This is a genomic window from Nonomuraea sp. NPDC050547 (assembly GCF_044457345.1).
In the GTDB taxonomy this organism is placed as follows: Bacteria; Actinomycetota; Actinomycetes; order Streptosporangiales; family Streptosporangiaceae; genus Nonomuraea.
In genome coordinates this window covers 661475-677315 of sequence record NZ_JBITGW010000001.1, presented here as the reverse complement: position 1 = coordinate 677315, position 15841 = coordinate 661475, and the positions used below count along the sequence as shown (strand labels likewise).

The 15841-nt window shown below is 70.5% G+C and carries 13 protein-coding genes; 2 read left to right on the top strand and 11 right to left on the bottom strand.

Annotated features, from left to right (window positions below; genetic code table 11):
- The first annotated feature begins 4 nt into the window (after positions 1 to 4).
- Positions 5 to 277 (top strand): DapH/DapD/GlmU-related protein, encoded by a 273-nt coding sequence (locus tag ACIBHY_RS03125; protein WP_397246789.1) that lies wholly within the window; start codon positions 5 to 7, stop codon positions 275 to 277.
- A 65-nt stretch (positions 278 to 342) separates the two neighbouring features.
- On the opposite strand, the gene pyk is transcribed toward ACIBHY_RS03125, so the two are convergent.
- The 3 genes from pyk to ACIBHY_RS03110 form a co-directional block, all read right to left on the bottom strand.
- Positions 343 to 1773, bottom strand: coding sequence for a pyruvate kinase (gene pyk, locus ACIBHY_RS03120; protein WP_397246333.1), 1431 nt, complete (start codon positions 1771 to 1773; stop codon positions 343 to 345).
- 81 nt (positions 1774 to 1854) lie between these two features.
- Positions 1855 to 2205, bottom strand: coding sequence for a DUF2784 domain-containing protein (locus tag ACIBHY_RS03115; protein WP_397101731.1), 351 nt, complete (start codon positions 2203 to 2205; stop codon positions 1855 to 1857).
- 15 nt (positions 2206 to 2220) lie between these two features.
- A complete protein-coding gene (locus ACIBHY_RS03110) occupies positions 2221 to 3840 on the bottom strand; it encodes a S8 family peptidase (protein WP_397305782.1) in 1620 nt (539 codons plus the stop codon).
- A gap of 174 nt (positions 3841 to 4014) precedes the next feature.
- Here ACIBHY_RS03110 and ACIBHY_RS03105 point away from each other — a divergent pair, with 174 nt between their 5' ends.
- Positions 4015 to 4806 (top strand): neutral zinc metallopeptidase, encoded by a 792-nt coding sequence (locus ACIBHY_RS03105; protein ID WP_397305780.1) that lies wholly within the window; start codon positions 4015 to 4017, stop codon positions 4804 to 4806.
- Between the two features lie 62 nt (positions 4807 to 4868).
- Here ACIBHY_RS03105 and ACIBHY_RS03100 read toward each other — a convergent pair whose 3' ends face one another.
- The 8 genes from ACIBHY_RS03100 to ACIBHY_RS03065 all read right to left on the bottom strand — a co-directional run bounded on the left by ACIBHY_RS03100 (position 4869) and on the right by ACIBHY_RS03065 (position 15783).
- Positions 4869 to 6320: a glutamate synthase subunit beta gene (locus tag ACIBHY_RS03100; protein WP_397305779.1), complete on the bottom strand. Its 1452-nt coding sequence runs from the start codon at positions 6318 to 6320 to the stop codon at positions 4869 to 4871.
- A 9-nt stretch (positions 6321 to 6329) separates the two neighbouring features.
- A complete protein-coding gene (gene gltB, locus ACIBHY_RS03095; RefSeq protein ID WP_397305778.1) occupies positions 6330 to 10829 on the bottom strand; it encodes a glutamate synthase large subunit in 4500 nt (1499 codons plus the stop codon).
- Positions 10830 to 11099: 270 nt separating this feature from the next.
- Positions 11100 to 11696, bottom strand: coding sequence for a hypothetical protein (locus tag ACIBHY_RS03090; protein ID WP_397305777.1), 597 nt, complete (start codon positions 11694 to 11696; stop codon positions 11100 to 11102).
- A 25-nt stretch (positions 11697 to 11721) separates the two neighbouring features.
- Positions 11722 to 12543: a hypothetical protein gene (locus ACIBHY_RS03085; protein WP_397246317.1), complete on the bottom strand. Its 822-nt coding sequence runs from the start codon at positions 12541 to 12543 to the stop codon at positions 11722 to 11724.
- Positions 12540 to 13244, bottom strand: coding sequence for a VIT1/CCC1 transporter family protein (locus tag ACIBHY_RS03080; RefSeq protein WP_397305775.1), 705 nt, complete (start codon positions 13242 to 13244; stop codon positions 12540 to 12542). Before ACIBHY_RS03080 ends, ACIBHY_RS03085 begins: the two co-directional genes overlap by 4 nt.
- A complete protein-coding gene (gene lgt / locus ACIBHY_RS03075) occupies positions 13241 to 14473 on the bottom strand; it encodes a prolipoprotein diacylglyceryl transferase (RefSeq protein ID WP_397305772.1) in 1233 nt (410 codons plus the stop codon). The genes ACIBHY_RS03080 and lgt overlap by 4 nt, the downstream gene beginning before the upstream one ends.
- Positions 14474 to 14500: 27 nt before the next feature.
- Entirely contained in the window at positions 14501 to 15253 is a 753-nt protein-coding gene (locus tag ACIBHY_RS03070) for a thioredoxin domain-containing protein (protein WP_397246310.1), read from the bottom strand.
- Positions 15253 to 15783 carry a MauE/DoxX family redox-associated membrane protein gene (locus tag ACIBHY_RS03065; RefSeq protein WP_379624095.1) on the bottom strand — a complete coding sequence of 177 codons (531 nt, stop codon included), beginning with the start codon at positions 15781 to 15783 and terminating at the stop codon, positions 15253 to 15255. Before ACIBHY_RS03065 ends, ACIBHY_RS03070 begins: the two co-directional genes overlap by 1 nt.
- Between the last annotated feature and the right edge of the window lie 58 nt (positions 15784 to 15841).

The window sequence follows — 15841 nt, the reverse complement described above, 5'->3', positions numbered from 1 at the left end:
CTAGCTGCGCCTCCCACTGGCGATCGGCGAGCGGTGCCTGCTGGGCGCCAACGCCGGTGTGGGGATCTCGCTGGGCGACGACTGCGTGGTCGAGGCGGGCCTGTACGTCACGTCCGGCACCAAGATCGCGCTGCCGGACGGCCGCGTGGTCAAGGGCAAGGAACTGTCGGGTTCCAGCGGCCTGCTGTTCCGCCGCAACTCCCAGTCGGGCGCGGTCGAGGCGGTCGCCCGCACCGGTCGGCGCATCGAACTGAACGCCACCCTGCACGCCAACTGAGCCCGGACGGCAGCAAACCCCGCGAGACCGGGTAGGCGGCGCTCGCGGGGTTTCGGCGGAGAGAGCTAGTGGGCGTGCGACACGGCGGAACCGATGGTGTGCACGCGCAGCGCGTTCGTGGAGCCCGGGGTGCCGGGAGGGGAACCGGCCACGATGACGACCTTGTCGCCCTTCTCCAGCCGGCCCAGCGACAGCAGCGACGCCTCCACCTGGCGGACCATGTCGTCGGTGTGGTGGACGAACGGCACGTGGAAGGTCTCCACACCCCACGTCAGCGACAGCTGGCCCCGTACGTGCGGCGCCGAGGTGAAGGCCAGCAGCGGGATCGGCGAGCGGTAGCGGGCCAGGCGGCGCGCCGTCTCGCCGGACATCGTGAAGGCCACCAGCGCCTTGGCGCCCACGATGGCGCCGACCTCGGCGGCGGCGCGGGCGATGGCGCCGCCGGTGGTCTCCGGCAGCCGGTCGAGGCTGTGCGTGGCCGTCAGGGAGGCCTTCTCGGCGGCGCAGGCGATGCGGTCCATCGTGGAGACGGACTCGATGGGGTAGTTGCCGACGGAGGTCTCGCCGGACAGCATGACGGCGTCGGCGCCGTCCATGACGGCGTAGGCCACGTCGGAGGTCTCGGCCCTGGTGGGGCGCGGGGCGTTCATCATCGAGTCGAGCATCTGGGTGGCGACGATGACCGGCCTGGCCTTCTCGCGGCACAGCTCGATGATGCGCCGCTGGACGATCGGCACCTCTTCGAGCGGGAGCTCGACGCCCAGGTCGCCGCGGGCCACCATGATGCCGTCGAAGGCCTCGACGATCTCGGGGAGGCGTTCGACGGCCTGGGGCTTCTCGATCTTGGCGAGCAGCGGCAGCCGTACCGCCTCCTGCTCCATGATGTTGCGGACCACGTCGGCGTCCGAAGGACGGCGCACGAACGACAGCGCGATCATGTCGAAGCCGGTGCGCAGCGCCCAGCGCAGGTCGGCCTCGTCCTTGTCGGTGAGGGCGGGGGCGCTGACGTTGACGCCGGGCAGGTTGAGGCCCTTGTTGTCGGAGATCATCCCGCCGATGACGACGCGGGTGGTCACGCGCTGGCCGTCGACGCGGGTCACCTCCAGCACCAGGCGGCCGTCGTCGACCAGGATCGTGTCGCCGGAGCGCACGTCGCCGGGCAGGCCCTTGTAGGTGGTGGAGACCTGCTCGCGGTCGCCGGGCACGTCCTCGGTGGTGACGGTGAAGACGTCGCCGAACCCGAGCCGGACCGGGCCCTCCTCGAAGGTTCCCACGCGGATCTTGGGGCCCTGCAGGTCGGCGAGCACGCCTACGCCGCGGCCGAGGTCGGCCGCCACCTCCCTCACCCGGTCGAATACCTCTTTGTGCATCTCATGGTTGCCATGCGAGAGGTTGAAGCGGGCGACATCCATCCCGGCGGCGATCAGCTCGCGCAGTCGTTCGGGGGAGGATGTGGCGGGGCCAAGTGTGCAGACGATTTTCGCGCGACGAGTCACGAGTCCCACCTTAATTGGTACAGACCACTTGATGGAGCGAAGCGAGCATCCTCGGTCGCTGCCATCACTGTGAGGACCCCGTCATCGACGTCGGAGAACGTAGCCGATATAGGAGAACAGCACGAGAACGGCCACACCCCAGCGTGCCAAGAGTGTGTATTCCTCCGGGTAGATCACGCCCTCGATGTAGTGGTCGATGAACCCGGAGTCCGGCAGCCCCGCCTGCCCGGCCCGCTCACGGCCCCAGTCCTCGACCAGGGTCAGCGGGCACTCCACACCTGTCGTCACCGACAGTACACCCCAGGCGACCACGCCCAGGTGGATCCAGATGGTACGCGGCCAGCGCCAGGCCAGGAACCCGCCGACGGCCATGTAGACGAGGAAGGCGAAGTGCACCAGCATCGCGGCTTCTGCGATGAGGCGGTACCCCATGCCCCGACCCTACATTCAGCGCTTGACGGTGGTGGCGTTCAGGGCGTTGACGATGCCGCGGCCGTAGAAGCCGTTCCTGGCGGTGCCGCCTTCGCAGGTGTGCGTGTCCTCCTCGCCGTACACCTCGTAGACGTACGCGCGCGGCGCCGGGCAGGCCTTGGGCGTGGCGCTCTTGTAGAGCAGCTTCTCCACCGTCGCAGGGGACAGCGTGAGGCCGCCCTTGCCGGGCTTGCCGAAGCGGCTGATCAGCAGGGCGGCGACACCGGTGGCGTGCGGGGCTGCCATGGAGGTGCCGTCCATGTACTGGTAGTACGCGCACGTGCCCTTGGCGCAGTCGCGGACCACTTCGTTCGTCTTCGGCTTGCCGTTCTTGTCGATCTTGTTGCCGGCGCGCAGGGCGGACTCGGGCGCGGCGGCGAGGATGGAGCGGGTGGGCGAGGCGCCCTTGCCGTCGAGCGCGTCGCCGCCGGGCGCGGCCAGGTCGGTCTGCTCGACGCCGTAGTCGCTGTAGATCGCCTTGCGGCCGGACGGGCCGACCGCCGAGATCGAGATGACGCCCTTCGACTCGGCCGGCACGTTCAGGCAGGAGTTGTCGACGCGGCGCACGCGCTCGTCGCCGCGCGGGTAGCCGGGGCTGTCCTTGTCCACCTTCGGCCTACCCAGGTCGGTGGCGCCGTTGCCGAGGGCGGAGATGAGCGTGACGCCCTTGCCCCTGGCGTAGTCGAGGGCGCGCTGCATGCCGGTGATGACGGCCCGCTGCTCGGACCGCTCGCGGGCGCTGTCGTCCTTGTTGGCGGTGCAGTTGAACAGCCACGGGTCCACGTAGTAGCTCATGTTGACCACGTCGACGCCGATGTCGGCGGCGTAGGTGAGGGCGTCGAGGCTGGGCTTGAGGAAGAAGAAGCCGGAGTCCTGGCCGGCGCGGATGTTGACCAGCCGCACGCCGGGGGCGACGCCGGCGACGCCGACGCCGTTCAGCGGGGAGGCGATCGTGCCGGCCACGTGGGTGCCGTGGCCGTCGTCGTCGCGGTCGACCGGGTCCTTGCAGCTCGCGACCTCGCAGGGGCCGTCGAGCGTTTCGCCGTGCTTGTCGCGGGGGCGGTCGGTGACGAAGTTGCGCGACAGGGCGCGCTCGAAGTTCGGGGCGATGTCGGGGTGGTTGCCGTCGATGCCGGTGTCGATGACGCCTACCAGCACCTTCTTGCTGCCGGGCATGGTGGCGTTGGCCCTGTCCGCGCCGATCATCCGCATGTCCCACTGCCGTGAGGCCAGCGGCTCGCGGCCCTTGACCGCGCCTTCGCGGGCCGAGGCGTCCGGGACGGCGCTGGCCGTACCGGGGTGCGCGGGGCTGGCCGAGGCGTACCCGATCTGGCGGTCGGCGGAGACGCCCACGACGGCCGGGTCGTCGTCGAGAGCGGCGGCGAACCGCTCCCCCGCGCCTCTGGCCAGCACGTATCCAAGCCGTTCCTCAGTCCGTACGGCGGAGCCGCCCGCCCGCCCGATCGCGCCGAGCGCTTCGCCCCGCTTGCCGTCGGCGTAGAAGACCAGGAAGTCCGCGCTCGCCTGGGAGACACTGGCGCGCTGCGCGGCCGGGGCGCATGCGGTGAGCGAGGTGACGACGGCCAACCCCGCCAAGACTGAGGCGATCCGCCGCATTACTCCCCCTTTGTTCCAGCCAGAAAACGCATCTTTCCGACACTCATCGAATCGGTCAACTTCATCACGATATTTCGCTATCTATTGGTAGATGCGGTGGCTTTCAGGTGAGCGGCAACCGGCTTTCAAGAGGCTCCGGCCACCGTGAACGGCATGAGACTCTCCGCCGTCGCCGCCGCCGCGCTCACCGCCGCGGTCCTGGCCGGCCTCACGCCGAGCCCGGCGATGGCCGGCTCGTACCCGATCAAGGACCGCCGCCTCACCCACAACGCCCTGTACAGGACCGGCCAGTTCCCGGCCTCCGCCTGCCGGCTCCCGGCCCCGGCCGACCGCGGGCACGCGGCGGTGCGGGCGTACCTGAACACGACCTACGCCTGCCTGAACGCCGTCTGGGGCAAGCACCTGCGGGCGAACGGCCTGGCCTCGGCCAAGCCGGCGTTCACCTACATGACCAGCGGAAAGGCGCCGTTCTGCCGGGGCAAGGCCGCCGACATCATGCCCGGCGCCTACTGCAACCCCACCGGCGTCATCGGCGTCTACCTGCCGGGCCCGGTCAGGGAGTACGCGCCCGAGGTGGGCTTCCTGCTGGTCATGGCGCACGAGTACGGTCACCACGTCCAGCGGCTGACCGGCGTGCTGCAGGGGGCGTCCCAGGAGAGGTACACCTCCAAGGCTCACGTCCTGGAAGCCCAGCGGCGCTACGAGCTGCAGGCCGACTGCCTGGCCGGCGTCTACATCGGCAGCGTGTGGGACGCCCAGAAGCGCTCGGTCCCCGAGTGGGGCGCGCTGATCGCCATCGCGTGGTCACTGGGCGGCGAGAAGGGCAGCACGACCAACGACCACGGCAGCCGCGCCAACCGGGCCCGCTGGTTCAACAAGGGCTTCGCCGCCGAGACCCCGTCGGCCTGCAACACCTGGACCGCCGCCCCGGCCACGGTCGCCTGACCTCCGAAGCGGCCGGGCGGGGCGGGGCGGCCAGGGCCGCCCCGCCGTACACCGTGCAGGGGTTAGACGAGCGAGCGGGCCGTCGGGAGGATCGGGTACGGCAGCGCCGTCTCCCCCGTCAGGAACGCGTCCACCCGGGAGGCGGCCGCGCGGCCCTCGGCGATGGCCCAGACGATGAGCGACTGCCCCCGCCCGATGTCCCCGGCCGAGAACACGCCCTCCACCGAGGTCATGTACGAGGCGTCACGGGCCACGTTCCCGCGCTTGTCGTAGGCGACGCCCAGCTCTTCCAGCAGCACGCTCTTCTCGGGCCCGGTGAAGCCCATGGACAGCGTGACGAGGTCGGCGGGGATCTCCCGCTCGGTGCCCGGAATCGGCTTGAACCCGTTCTGCGGGCCCTCGACCTCGACCAGCCGCAGCGCCCTGACGTTGCCCTCCGCGTCGCCGGCGAAGCCCAGGGTGGAGACGGCGTAGACGCGGTCGCCGCCGCCGTCGGCCAGTTCCTCGTGGGCGCTCTCCATCTTGAACAGCGTCGGGAACGTCGGCCACGGCTGCGAACCCGCCCGGGACGCGGGCGGGCGGGGCATGATCTCCAGCTGGGTCACCGACGCGGCGCCCTGGCGGATGGCGGTGCCGATGCAGTCCGCGCCGGTGTCGCCGCCGCCGATGACCACGACGTGCTTGCCTCGGGCGTTGATCTCGGAGTTCGCGAGATCCCGGTTGGCGGGGGGCAGGTACTCCATCGCCTGGTGGACGCCGCGTAGCTCCCGTCCCTCCACGGGCAGGTCACGCCACTGGGTGGCGCCGCCGGCCAGGACGACGGCGTCGAACCCGGCGCGCAACTGCGCGGCGGTGATGTCGACGCCGGCGTCGACCGAGGTGCGGAACTCGGTGCCCTCGGCCCGCATCTGCTCCAGGCGCCGGTCGATGTGGCGCTTCTCCATCTTGAACTCGGGGATGCCGTAACGCAGCAGCCCGCCGATGGCGTCGGCCCGCTCGAACACGACGACGCCGTGCCCGGCGCGGGTGAGCTGCTGGGCGGCGGCCAGCCCGGCCGGGCCGGAGCCGACCACGGCCACGCGCCGGCCGGTCTTGACCGCCGCGGGCTCGGGACGGACCCAGCCCTCGGCGAAGGCCCGGTCGATGATCTCGACCTCGACCCGCTTGATCGCCACGGGGTCGGAGTTGATGCCGAGCACGCAGGCGGCCTCGCACGGGGCGGGGCACAGCCGGCCGGTGAACTCCGGGAAGTTGTTCGTGGCGTGCAGGCGTTCGATCGCCTCCTGGAAGTCCTCGCGGTAGACGAGGTCGTTCCATTCGGGGATGAGGTTGCCCAGCGGGCAGCCGTTGTGGCAGAACGGGATGCCGCAGTCCATGCAGCGGGCGGCCTGCTGCTTCAGCTTGGCGGCGGGGAAGTCGTGGTAGACCTCCTTCCAGTCCTGGATGCGCACGTCCACGGGACGGCGCTCGGGCAGCTCCCTGTCGTGCGTGAGGAAACCCTTCGGGTCAGCCATGAGTGCCCCCTATCCCTGAACCGCGGCGGCCATGACCGCCTCGTCGATGTCCCGGCCTTCGATGCGGGCGGCCTCCGCGGCCTGCAGGACCCGCTTGTAGTCGGTCGGCATGATCTTGCTGAACCGTCCCGGATCCCAGGTGGCCAGCAGCGCGGCGGCCACCGACGAGCCGGTCTCGGCGAAGTGCCGCTCGACCGTCTCGCGCAGGAACTCCACGTCGTCGGCGGTGGGCTCCTCGATCGCGACCATCTCCCGGTTGACCCGGTTCAGGTCGAGGTCGAGCAGGTACGCGATGCCGCCGGACATGCCGGCCGCGAAGTTGCGCCCGGTGGGGCCGAGGATGACGGCGCGGCCGCCGGTCATGTACTCGCAGCCGTGGTCGCCGACGCCTTCGACGACCGCGGTGGCGCCGGAGTTGCGTACGCAGAACCGCTCGCCCACGACGCCCCGGATGAACGCCTCACCCGAAGTAGCGCCGTAAAGGGCGACATTTCCGGAAATGATGTGGCCGTCCAGCGGCGCCGCGTCGTGCGGCCGGACCGTGATGCGCCCGCCCGACAGGCCCTTGCCCAGGTAGTCGTTGGCGTCGCCGGTCAGGCGCAGCGTGATGCCGCGCGGGATGAACGCGCCGAACGAGTTCCCGGCCGAACCGGTGAACGACACGTCGATCGTGTCGTCGGGCAGGCCGTCGCCGCCCCACTTCTTGGTGACGTGGTGGCCGAGCATGGTGCCGACGGTCCGGTTGACATTGCGGATCGGCAGGTCGAGCTTGACCGGCTCGCCGTACTCGATGGCGCCCTCGGCCAGCTGGATGAGGGTGTTGTCCAGCGCGTGCTCCAGACCGTGGTCCTGGGACTTGGTCCGGCGCCGGTCGGCGCCCGCGGGCACGTCGACCTGGTGCAGAATCGGGGCGAGGTCGAGGCCGCCGGCCTTCCAGTGGTCCTCGGCGGCCGTGATGTCGAGCAGGCCGACCTGCCCGATCGCCTCGTCGAGCGAGCGGAAGCCCAGCTCGGCCAGGTACTCGCGGATCTCCTGCGCGATGAACTCGAAGAAGTTGACCACGAACTCGGGCTTGCCGGTGAAGCGCTTGCGCAGCTCCGGGTTCTGCGTGGCGACGCCCACCGGGCAGGTGTCGAGGTGGCAGACCCGCATCATCACGCAGCCGGACACGACCAGCGGCGCGGTGGCGAAGCCGTACTCCTCGGCGCCGAGCAGCGCGGCGATGACCACGTCGCGGCCGGTCTTGAGCTGGCCGTCGACCTGCACCACGATCCGGTCGCGCAGGCCGTTGAGCAGGAGCGTCTGCTGGGTCTCGGCGAGGCCGAGCTCCCAGGGCGCGCCCGCGTGCTTCAGCGAGGTGAGCGGCGAGGCGCCGGTGCCGCCGTCGTGGCCGGAGATGAGCACCACGTCGGCGTGCGCCTTGGACACGCCAGCGGCGACGGTGCCGACGCCGACCTCCGCGACCAGCTTCACATGCACCCGGGAGACCGGGTTGGCGTTCTTCAGGTCGTGGATGAGCTGGGCCAGGTCCTCGATGGAGTAGATGTCGTGGTGCGGCGGAGGCGAGATGAGGCCGACGCCCGGGGTGGAGTGGCGGGTCTTGGCGATCCACGGGTAGACCTTGTGGCCGGGCAGCTGGCCGCCCTCGCCGGGCTTGGCGCCCTGGGCCATCTTGATCTGCAGGTCGTCGGCGTTGACCAGGTACTCGGAGGTCACGCCGAAGCGGCCGGAGGCCACCTGCTTGATCGCCGAGCGGCGGGAGATGTCGTAGAGCCGGTCCGGCTCCTCCCCGCCCTCGCCGGTGTTGGACTTGCCGCCGAGCTGGTTCATCGCGATCGCGAGCGTCTCGTGGGCCTCACGCGAGATGGAGCCGTAGGACATCGCGCCGGTGGAGAACCGCCTGACGATCTCGCTGACCGGCTCGACCTCCTCGATCGGGATCGGGTTGCCGGGCTTGAGCTTGAACAGGCCCCGCAACGTCATCAGCTTCTCGGCCTGCGAGTCGACGAGGTTCGTGTACTCCTTGAAGATCTCGTACTGCCGCGTCCGCGTGGCGTGCTGCAGCTTGAAGACCGTCTCGGGGTTGAACAGGTGCGGCTCGCCCTCGCGCCGCCACTGGTACTCGCCGCCGACCTCCAGGCGCCGGTGCGCGTTCTCGGCGCGCGGGTAGGCCCGCTTGTGCCGCTGCGCGACCTCTTCGGCCAGTACGGCGAAGCCGACGCCGCCGAGCCGCGAGGTGGTCCCGGTGAAGCAGGCGTCGACGACCTCGCCGCCCAGGCCGAGCGCCTCGAAGATCTGCGCGCCGGTGTAGGAGGCGACGGTGGACACGCCCATCTTGGACATGACCTTGATGACGCCCTTGCCGTACGCCTTGATCAGGTTGCGCACGGCCTTGTGCTTGTCGAGCGCCAGCACGCCCGTGTCGACCAGGTCCTCGACGGTCTCGATGGCCAGGTAGGGGTTGATGACGCCGGCGCCGTAGCCCACGAGCAGGGCCATGTGGTGGCACTCGCGAGCCTCGCCGGTCTCGACCACCAGGCCGATCTTGGTGCGGGTCTTCTCCTGGATGAGGTGGTGGTGCACCGCGCCGGTCAGCATCAGCGACGGGATCGGCGCCATCTCGGCCGAGGAGCCGCGGTCGGACAGCACGAGGATGCGCGCGCCCTGCTCGATGGCCTGGGAGGCCTCGGCGCGGATCTCCTCCAGCCGCCTGAGCAGCGCCTCGCCGCCGCCCGCCACCGGGTACAGGCCCGAGATGGTGTGCGGGTGGAAGCCGGGCAGGTCGCCCTCGTCGTTGATGTGGATGATCTTCGCGAGCTCGTCGTTGTCGATCACCGGGTAGGGCAGCACGAGCTGGCGGCAGCTCGTCGGGCCGGGGTCGAGGAGGTTGCCCTCGGGGCCGAGCACGCTGGCCATCGAGGTGACGACCTCTTCCCGGATGGCGTCCAGCGGCGGGTTGGTGACCTGCGCGAACAGCTGCGTGAAGTAGTCGAACAGCAGCCGGGGCTTCTCGCTCAGGACCGCCACGGGCGTGTCGGTGCCCATCGACCCGATCGGCTCGGCGCCGTTCCTGGCCATCGGCGACAGGATGATCCGCAGCTCTTCCTCGGTGTAGCCGAAGGTCTGCTGCCGCTTGACCAGCGCCTCGTGCGTGGGGATCTCGCGCTGGCGGGCGCGCAGCTCCTCGAAGCGGACGAGCCCGGCGTGCAGCCACTCCTCGTACGGCAGCGCCGCCGCGAGCTCCGCCTTAATCTCGTCATCCTCGATGATCTTGCCGCGGGCGGTGTCGATGAGGAACATCCGGCCCGGCTGCAGGCGGCCCTTGCGGACGACCTCCTCGGGCTTGAAGTCCAGCACGCCCGCCTCGGAGGCGAGCACGACGAGCCCGTCGGCGGTCACCCAGAACCGGCCGGGGCGCAGGCCGTTGCGGTCGAGGACGGCTCCGGCCAGGGTGCCGTCGGTGAAGGTGATCGAGGCGGGGCCGTCCCAGGCCTCCATCATCGAGGAGTGGAACTCGTAGAAGGCGCGGCGGGCGGGGTCCATCCCGGTGTGGTTCTCCCACGCCTCCGGGATCATCATGAGGACCGCGTGCGGGAGCGAGCGGCCGCCGATGTGGAGAAGCTCCAGGGCCTCGTCGAAGGAGGCGGTGTCGGACCCGTCCGGATCACAGATGGGGAAAAGTCGCGAAATATCGCCTGGGATGTGCGCGGACTCCAGCATCGCCTCGCGCGCCCGCATCCAGTTGCGGTTGCCCTTGACCGTGTTGATCTCGCCGTTGTGCGCCACGTACCGGTACGGGTGGGCCAGCGGCCAGCTCGGGAAGGTGTTGGTCGAGAAGCGCGAGTGCACCAGCGCGATCGCGCTCTCGAAGCGCTCGTCGGTCAGGTCGGGGAAGAACGGCTCGACCTGGTCCGGGGTGAGCATGCCCTTGTAGACGATCGTGCGCGCGCTCAGCGAGGGGAAGTAGACGTCCACCTCGTGCTCGGCCCGCTTGCGCAGGCAGTACGCCAGCCGGTCCAGCTCCAGCCCGGACTCCCCATCGGGCCCGGCCACGAACAGCTGCTTGAAGAACGGCATGACGGCCCGGGCGCTCGGCCCGGGAAGAGCCCGGTCGACCGGCACGTCACGCCAGCCGAGCACGGTCAGGCCCTCCTCGGCGGCGATCTCCTCGATCATGCGCACGCCGATCTCGCGCGCCTCGGAGTCGCTGGCCAGGAAGGCGGTGCCCACGGCGTACTCGCCCGCCGCGGGCAGCGCGAACGGCACGTTCGCGCGCAGGAATGCATCGGGGATCTGCGTCAGGATCCCGGCTCCGTCGCCGGTGTCCGGCTCGCTACCCTTGGCCCCCCGGTGGTCAAGGTTGCGCAACGCCTCCAAGGCCTTCTCCACGATGCCGTGACCACGTCGCCCTGCGACGTCGGCCACCATGGCCACTCCGCAGGCGTCATGCTCGTTGGCGGGGTGGTACAGGCCCTGGGGCTCGGGGAACCCGAGGTGGGCAGCAGGCATTGAATCCCTCCCGTCGTCTCTTCGCTTGCTCTTGGTGCTTCAAAGGCGAGGGACGACGTTGGCCCTGCTGCAGTTGTGCGTTAGAGGTTACAACACGTTGCCCGAATGGTGCCCACCAGGTCCACATCGCGAACATCGCACCTGTTCCGGTATACGGACACCAGTGTCCCAAACCCCGGAATTCCAGGACCGATAAGCTGCGAGGGCCGCCGGCGCACGCTCCACCGCCTGCGGGCCCTGCCGGGCGCGGTGGCCGCCAGGCGCGCCGGGTCAGATGGCCTTGAGGACCCTGGACTGCACGACGCGCGCGAGGGTGTCCAGGGCCACCTGTGACTGGGTGAGGTCCACCCTGGCTCCCTCGGCGGCCGGGCCCACCCAGCTGACGGTCACGTAGTGGCCCAGCGCCCGCGCCTGCGCCCAGCTGCGGGCGGTGTCGAAGGCGACCGCCTGCTCCAGAAAGCCCTCCTTGCCCAGCGCCGAGACCAGGGCGTCGGCGGCGCGGCCGTCGGGCAGGTTGAAGATGACGAACTGGCCGTTGACCGCCGGGCCGGTGTAGGTGGCGCGCAGGGCCTGCGAGCAGCCGGCGGCCTCGGGCCCGGCCAGGGCGTCGGCGCAGTCGTCGAGCCGCTCGGCCGCGCCCCTGGTCAGCTCACCCAGCTTCGCGGTGGCCGGGGGGAAGACCTCCTCGGTGGTGAGCGGGGCGGCGTCGCTCTGGCGGGAGTCGATGGCGGCGTACATGGCCGAGGTGGGCTCGCCGCGGAAGGTCGCGGGCCGGACCGGACCGCCACGGGTGAGGAACCAGGCGGCCAGGGCGGCGGCGAGCACGATCAGCACGGCCACGGGCACCGCCACGCGAGCGGGAATCATCGGCGGGCTCCGGCGGGACGGTGGGTCACGAGGGCTGCTGCCCGGTGATCGCGACGACGCGGCGGTAGACGGCCTTCTCCGCTCCGCGCAGGGTGAGGGTGGCCGAGACGAAGTCGTCCTTGGGCGTCGGTTCGGCGCCGTCGGCGCGGCCGATCCAGACCACGCCGAGGTAGTGGCCGAGCGCGTAGGCGCCGCCCTCGGTGTAGCCGCCGCCGGGGAAGGAGGCCTTCTCGCTCTGCAGGGCGTGCGTCCAGCCGCCCCGGTAGCCCGCCTTGAGCTCGGCGACCAGTTCGTCGGCGGCCTTGGCGTCGCGCAGGTTGAGCAGGGTGTACTGGGCGACGTAGCGGCCGTCGGAGCTGGTGTAGAGGGCGCGGGCGGCCTGCGTGCACTCGCCGTCGGCGGCCTTCTCGACCAGTGCGGGGCCCCACAGCACGGCCGCGCAGTCGGCGCCCAGCTCGTGCGCGACCAGCTTGAGCGTGAGCTTCTTCTCGTCGGCCAGCGTCTTCCCGGCGAACAGTTCCTTCTCGGTCAGCGGCTTGGCGTCCTTGGCCCGCTCGCCGATCGGCTCGAACAGCTTGGGCGAGCTCCAGCCGTGGAAGGAGTCCGGCCGGGCGGTGCCGGGCCCGCCGGCCGCGGCGGTGGCCGCGCGGTCGGGCAGGTAGCCGGTGCCCATCGAGCCGATGACGGCCACCAGCCCCACCGCCAGGACCACGACGCCGAGCGCCGAGCCGATGATCACGAGCAGGCGCTGCTGCTCGGGCCGCAGACCCATGTCGCTGAGCAGCGGAAACTGCCAGTCCGACGACGGAGTACGGGTACGCCGCCGCTTCCTGCTGCTGCTCCTCACAGCCCCGTTCCTCCGATCAGGTTGCCGAGCGCGAAGGTCAGTCCCGCCGCCACCGCGCCCACGACGAGCTGGCGCAGACCCGAGTACCACCAGCTGCGGGCGGTCACGGCCGAGACGAGCGCGCCCGCCCCGAACAGCGCCGCACAGGACAGGAGCGCCGACAGCGTCAGGCTGGTCACCCCGAGCAGGTACGGCAGCAGCGGCAGCACCGCCCCCACCGAGAACGAGGCGAACGACGACAGCGCCGCCACCTTCGGTGAGGGCAGGTCCTGGGGCCCGATGCCCAGCTCGTTCTGAGCGTGCACTTCCAGGGCGCGCTCGGGGTTGGCCGAGATCTGCCTGGCCACTTCGGCGGCCAGGCCGGGCGCGACGCCCTTGGAGACGAAGTCGTCGGCGAGTTCCTGCTGCTCGGCGGCGGGGTGGCGGTCGAGCTCGCGCCGCTCGACGGCGATCTCGGCGAGGGCCAGCTCGCGTTGGCTGGCCACCGACACGTACTCGCCGCCGGCCATCGAGAACGCCCCGGCCGCCAGGCCCGCGACCCCGGCCAGGGCGATGATCCTGGTGTCGTCGGTACCGCCCGCGACACCGGCGATGAGCGCGAAGTTCGACACCAGCCCGTCCATCGCCCCGAACACCGACGGCCGAAGCCAGCCGCCGGTGACATCGCGATGCTGGTGGTGCTGCTCCGCGCGATCGTTCATCGCGGGTTCTTTTCCTCTTCCCGTACGGCTCCCGCGTCGTCCTTGACGCCGTCATCCTTGACGCCGTCATCCTTGGCATCGTTCTGGGCGGCTTCGTCCTTGACCGGCTCGTCCTTGACCGGCTCGCCGGTCTTCGCGACGGGCGCCTCGGCCTCGTCCGTCTTCGCGACGGGTACCTCGTCGGTCTTCGCGGTCTCGGCGGGCTTCCCGGGCTCGTCGGAAGCGGTGTCGGCGGCGGGTCCGTCGCCGGTGGCGGAGGCGTCCGTCTTGGCGGGTTCGCCGTCCGCCGGCTTCTCCGCGGTGTCCGCGTCCCGGACGGTGTCGGCCTCGTCGGCCTGGTCGGCCGCGTGCGCCGGGTCGGCCGACGCGCCCTCACCCGGCGGCCCCGAGCCGTCGCGCGGCAGCACGTACTCCACGGTGTCCTTGCCGCGCGTCGCGAAGAAGAAGGCGAGCGCCGCGACGAACAGCACGATCGCGGTCCACTGGTTGATGCGCAGGCTCAGGAACGTCACCGCGTGGTCCACGCCGCCGACGGGGTCGATGCGCAGCCCCTCGATCCAGAAGCGCCCGAGGGTGTAACCGGCCACGTAGAGCGCGAACAGCCGCCCGTGCCGCAGGGTGAAGCGTTTGCCCGCCCAGATGAGCACGAAGGCGAGCACGAGGTTCCAGATGGACTCGTACAGGAACGTCGGGTGGTAGAGCCCGTCGACCGTGCCGTCCTTGTTGATGTCGATCTCCAGCCCCCACGGGAGATCGGTCGGCCCGCCGTAGAGCTCCTGGTTGAACCAGTTGCCCCAGCGGCCGATCGCCTGGCCGATGGCGATGCCCGGCGCGACCGTGTCGGCCACGGCCGACAGTGAGATGCCGCGTTTGCGGCAGGTCAGCCAGACGCCGACGGCGCCCAGCGCGACCGCGCCCCAGATCCCCAGCCCGCCGTTCCAGATGAACAGGGCCTCATACGGCTCGTTGGGGGCTTCGGGGCCGAAGTAGAGCTGCCAGTCGGTGATGACGTGGTAGAGCCGGCCACCGATGAGACCGAAGATCACCGCGGGCACGGCGATATCGATCATGGTGCCGGGCGCGCCGCCACGGGCGCGCCAGCGGCGCTCGCTCATCCAGACGGCGATGATGACGCCGAGCACGATGCAGAGTGCGTAGGCCCGGATCGGAATCGGGCCGAGATACCAGACCCCTTGGGGAGGGCTGGGAATCGAGGCAACAAGGGGCATGTCAGGTGAGGGTAGCGGACCGGCGGGCTACTTGGCTGCGTTGAGGACGGCCTCGCGCAGCTCCGACGGGCGGAAGAGGACCTCGTTGTCCATCTCGACGCCGTTGAGCTTGACCGTGGGCGTGCCGGTCAGGTTTTGCTCCTTGTTGACCTTGTCGCTGTAGCTCTGCTGGACACCGGCGTACTGCTGCTTGGTCACGCACTGCTCGAAGCCGGCCTCGGTGATGCCCACGTCCTTGCCCCACCCGACGAGCTGGTCGATCTTGAAGCCCTCGACGGTCTCGCTCGGCTGCTTCTCGAAGAGGGTGTCGTGGAAGGCCATCCACTGCTTGCCGTCCTTCACGCAGCGGGCCGCGGCCCCGGCGCGGATGGAGTTGCCGCGCGTCGGCTCCTCGCTGAAGATCGTGATGGGGTGGTAGACCACCTTGGCCTTGCCCTCGGCGGCGAGGTTCTTGAACGTGGACCCGCTGACCCGCTCCAGTTCCTTGCAGGCCGGGCACTGGAAGTCCTCGTAGATGTCGATCACCGGCTTGTCGACCCCGGCGTTGCCCATCGTGACGCCCGCGTCGGCCGCGACGGTGATCGGCGCGAGGTTGGCGCCCGCCTCCTCCGACTTGGAGCGGTTCATGTTCCAGAGGATCCCCGCCCCCAGCGCGGCCACCGCCACGACGCCCGCCGTGGTGTAGGTGATGATCCGCCGGCGCTGCTCCCGCTTGCGATCGGCGGCCTGCTGCTCCTTGATCCTGTCGCGCGCCGACTTCTCGCGGTCGCCCTTGCCCATCAGTCGTTCTCCTTGTCATCCACCGTGTGCAGTCCGAGGGCCCCGTCGAGGGCGAAACGCCCCGGCGGGAATCGCGCGGCCCAGACGCCGAGCACCACCAGTCCGAAATCCCGCAGGATGTCGATCAGGTACGTCGGCTCCTGGCCCTTCTTGAGCTCGCCGCCACCCCCGAAGCAGCCGCAATCGATCTTGTAGCCCTTCGCCCACGCCCAGGCGATGCCGAAGACGAAGGCGAGCATGAGCAATGCCCCGACGACCGCCACCACCCTGGTCATCAGGCCGATCACGAGCAGGATGCCGATGATGATCTCCACGATCGGCAGCGCGTAGCCCACGATGGTGGCCAGCGACTCGGGCAGCAGCTGGTACGCCTTGACCGCCACCACCGAGTCGGACGGGTTGCCGATCTTCAGCCCCCCGGCCACGATCAGCACCACGCCCAGGACCAACCGGGCGACGGTCGTGACCCAGGGTATCGCCGATCTGACGTTGCGTGACGATGACGACGCGGCCACGGTGATCTCCTTCATGTCTTCGCCTGCGACAGCGCACAGTACTCGCAGGACATCCGATCACGGGCTGGATAAG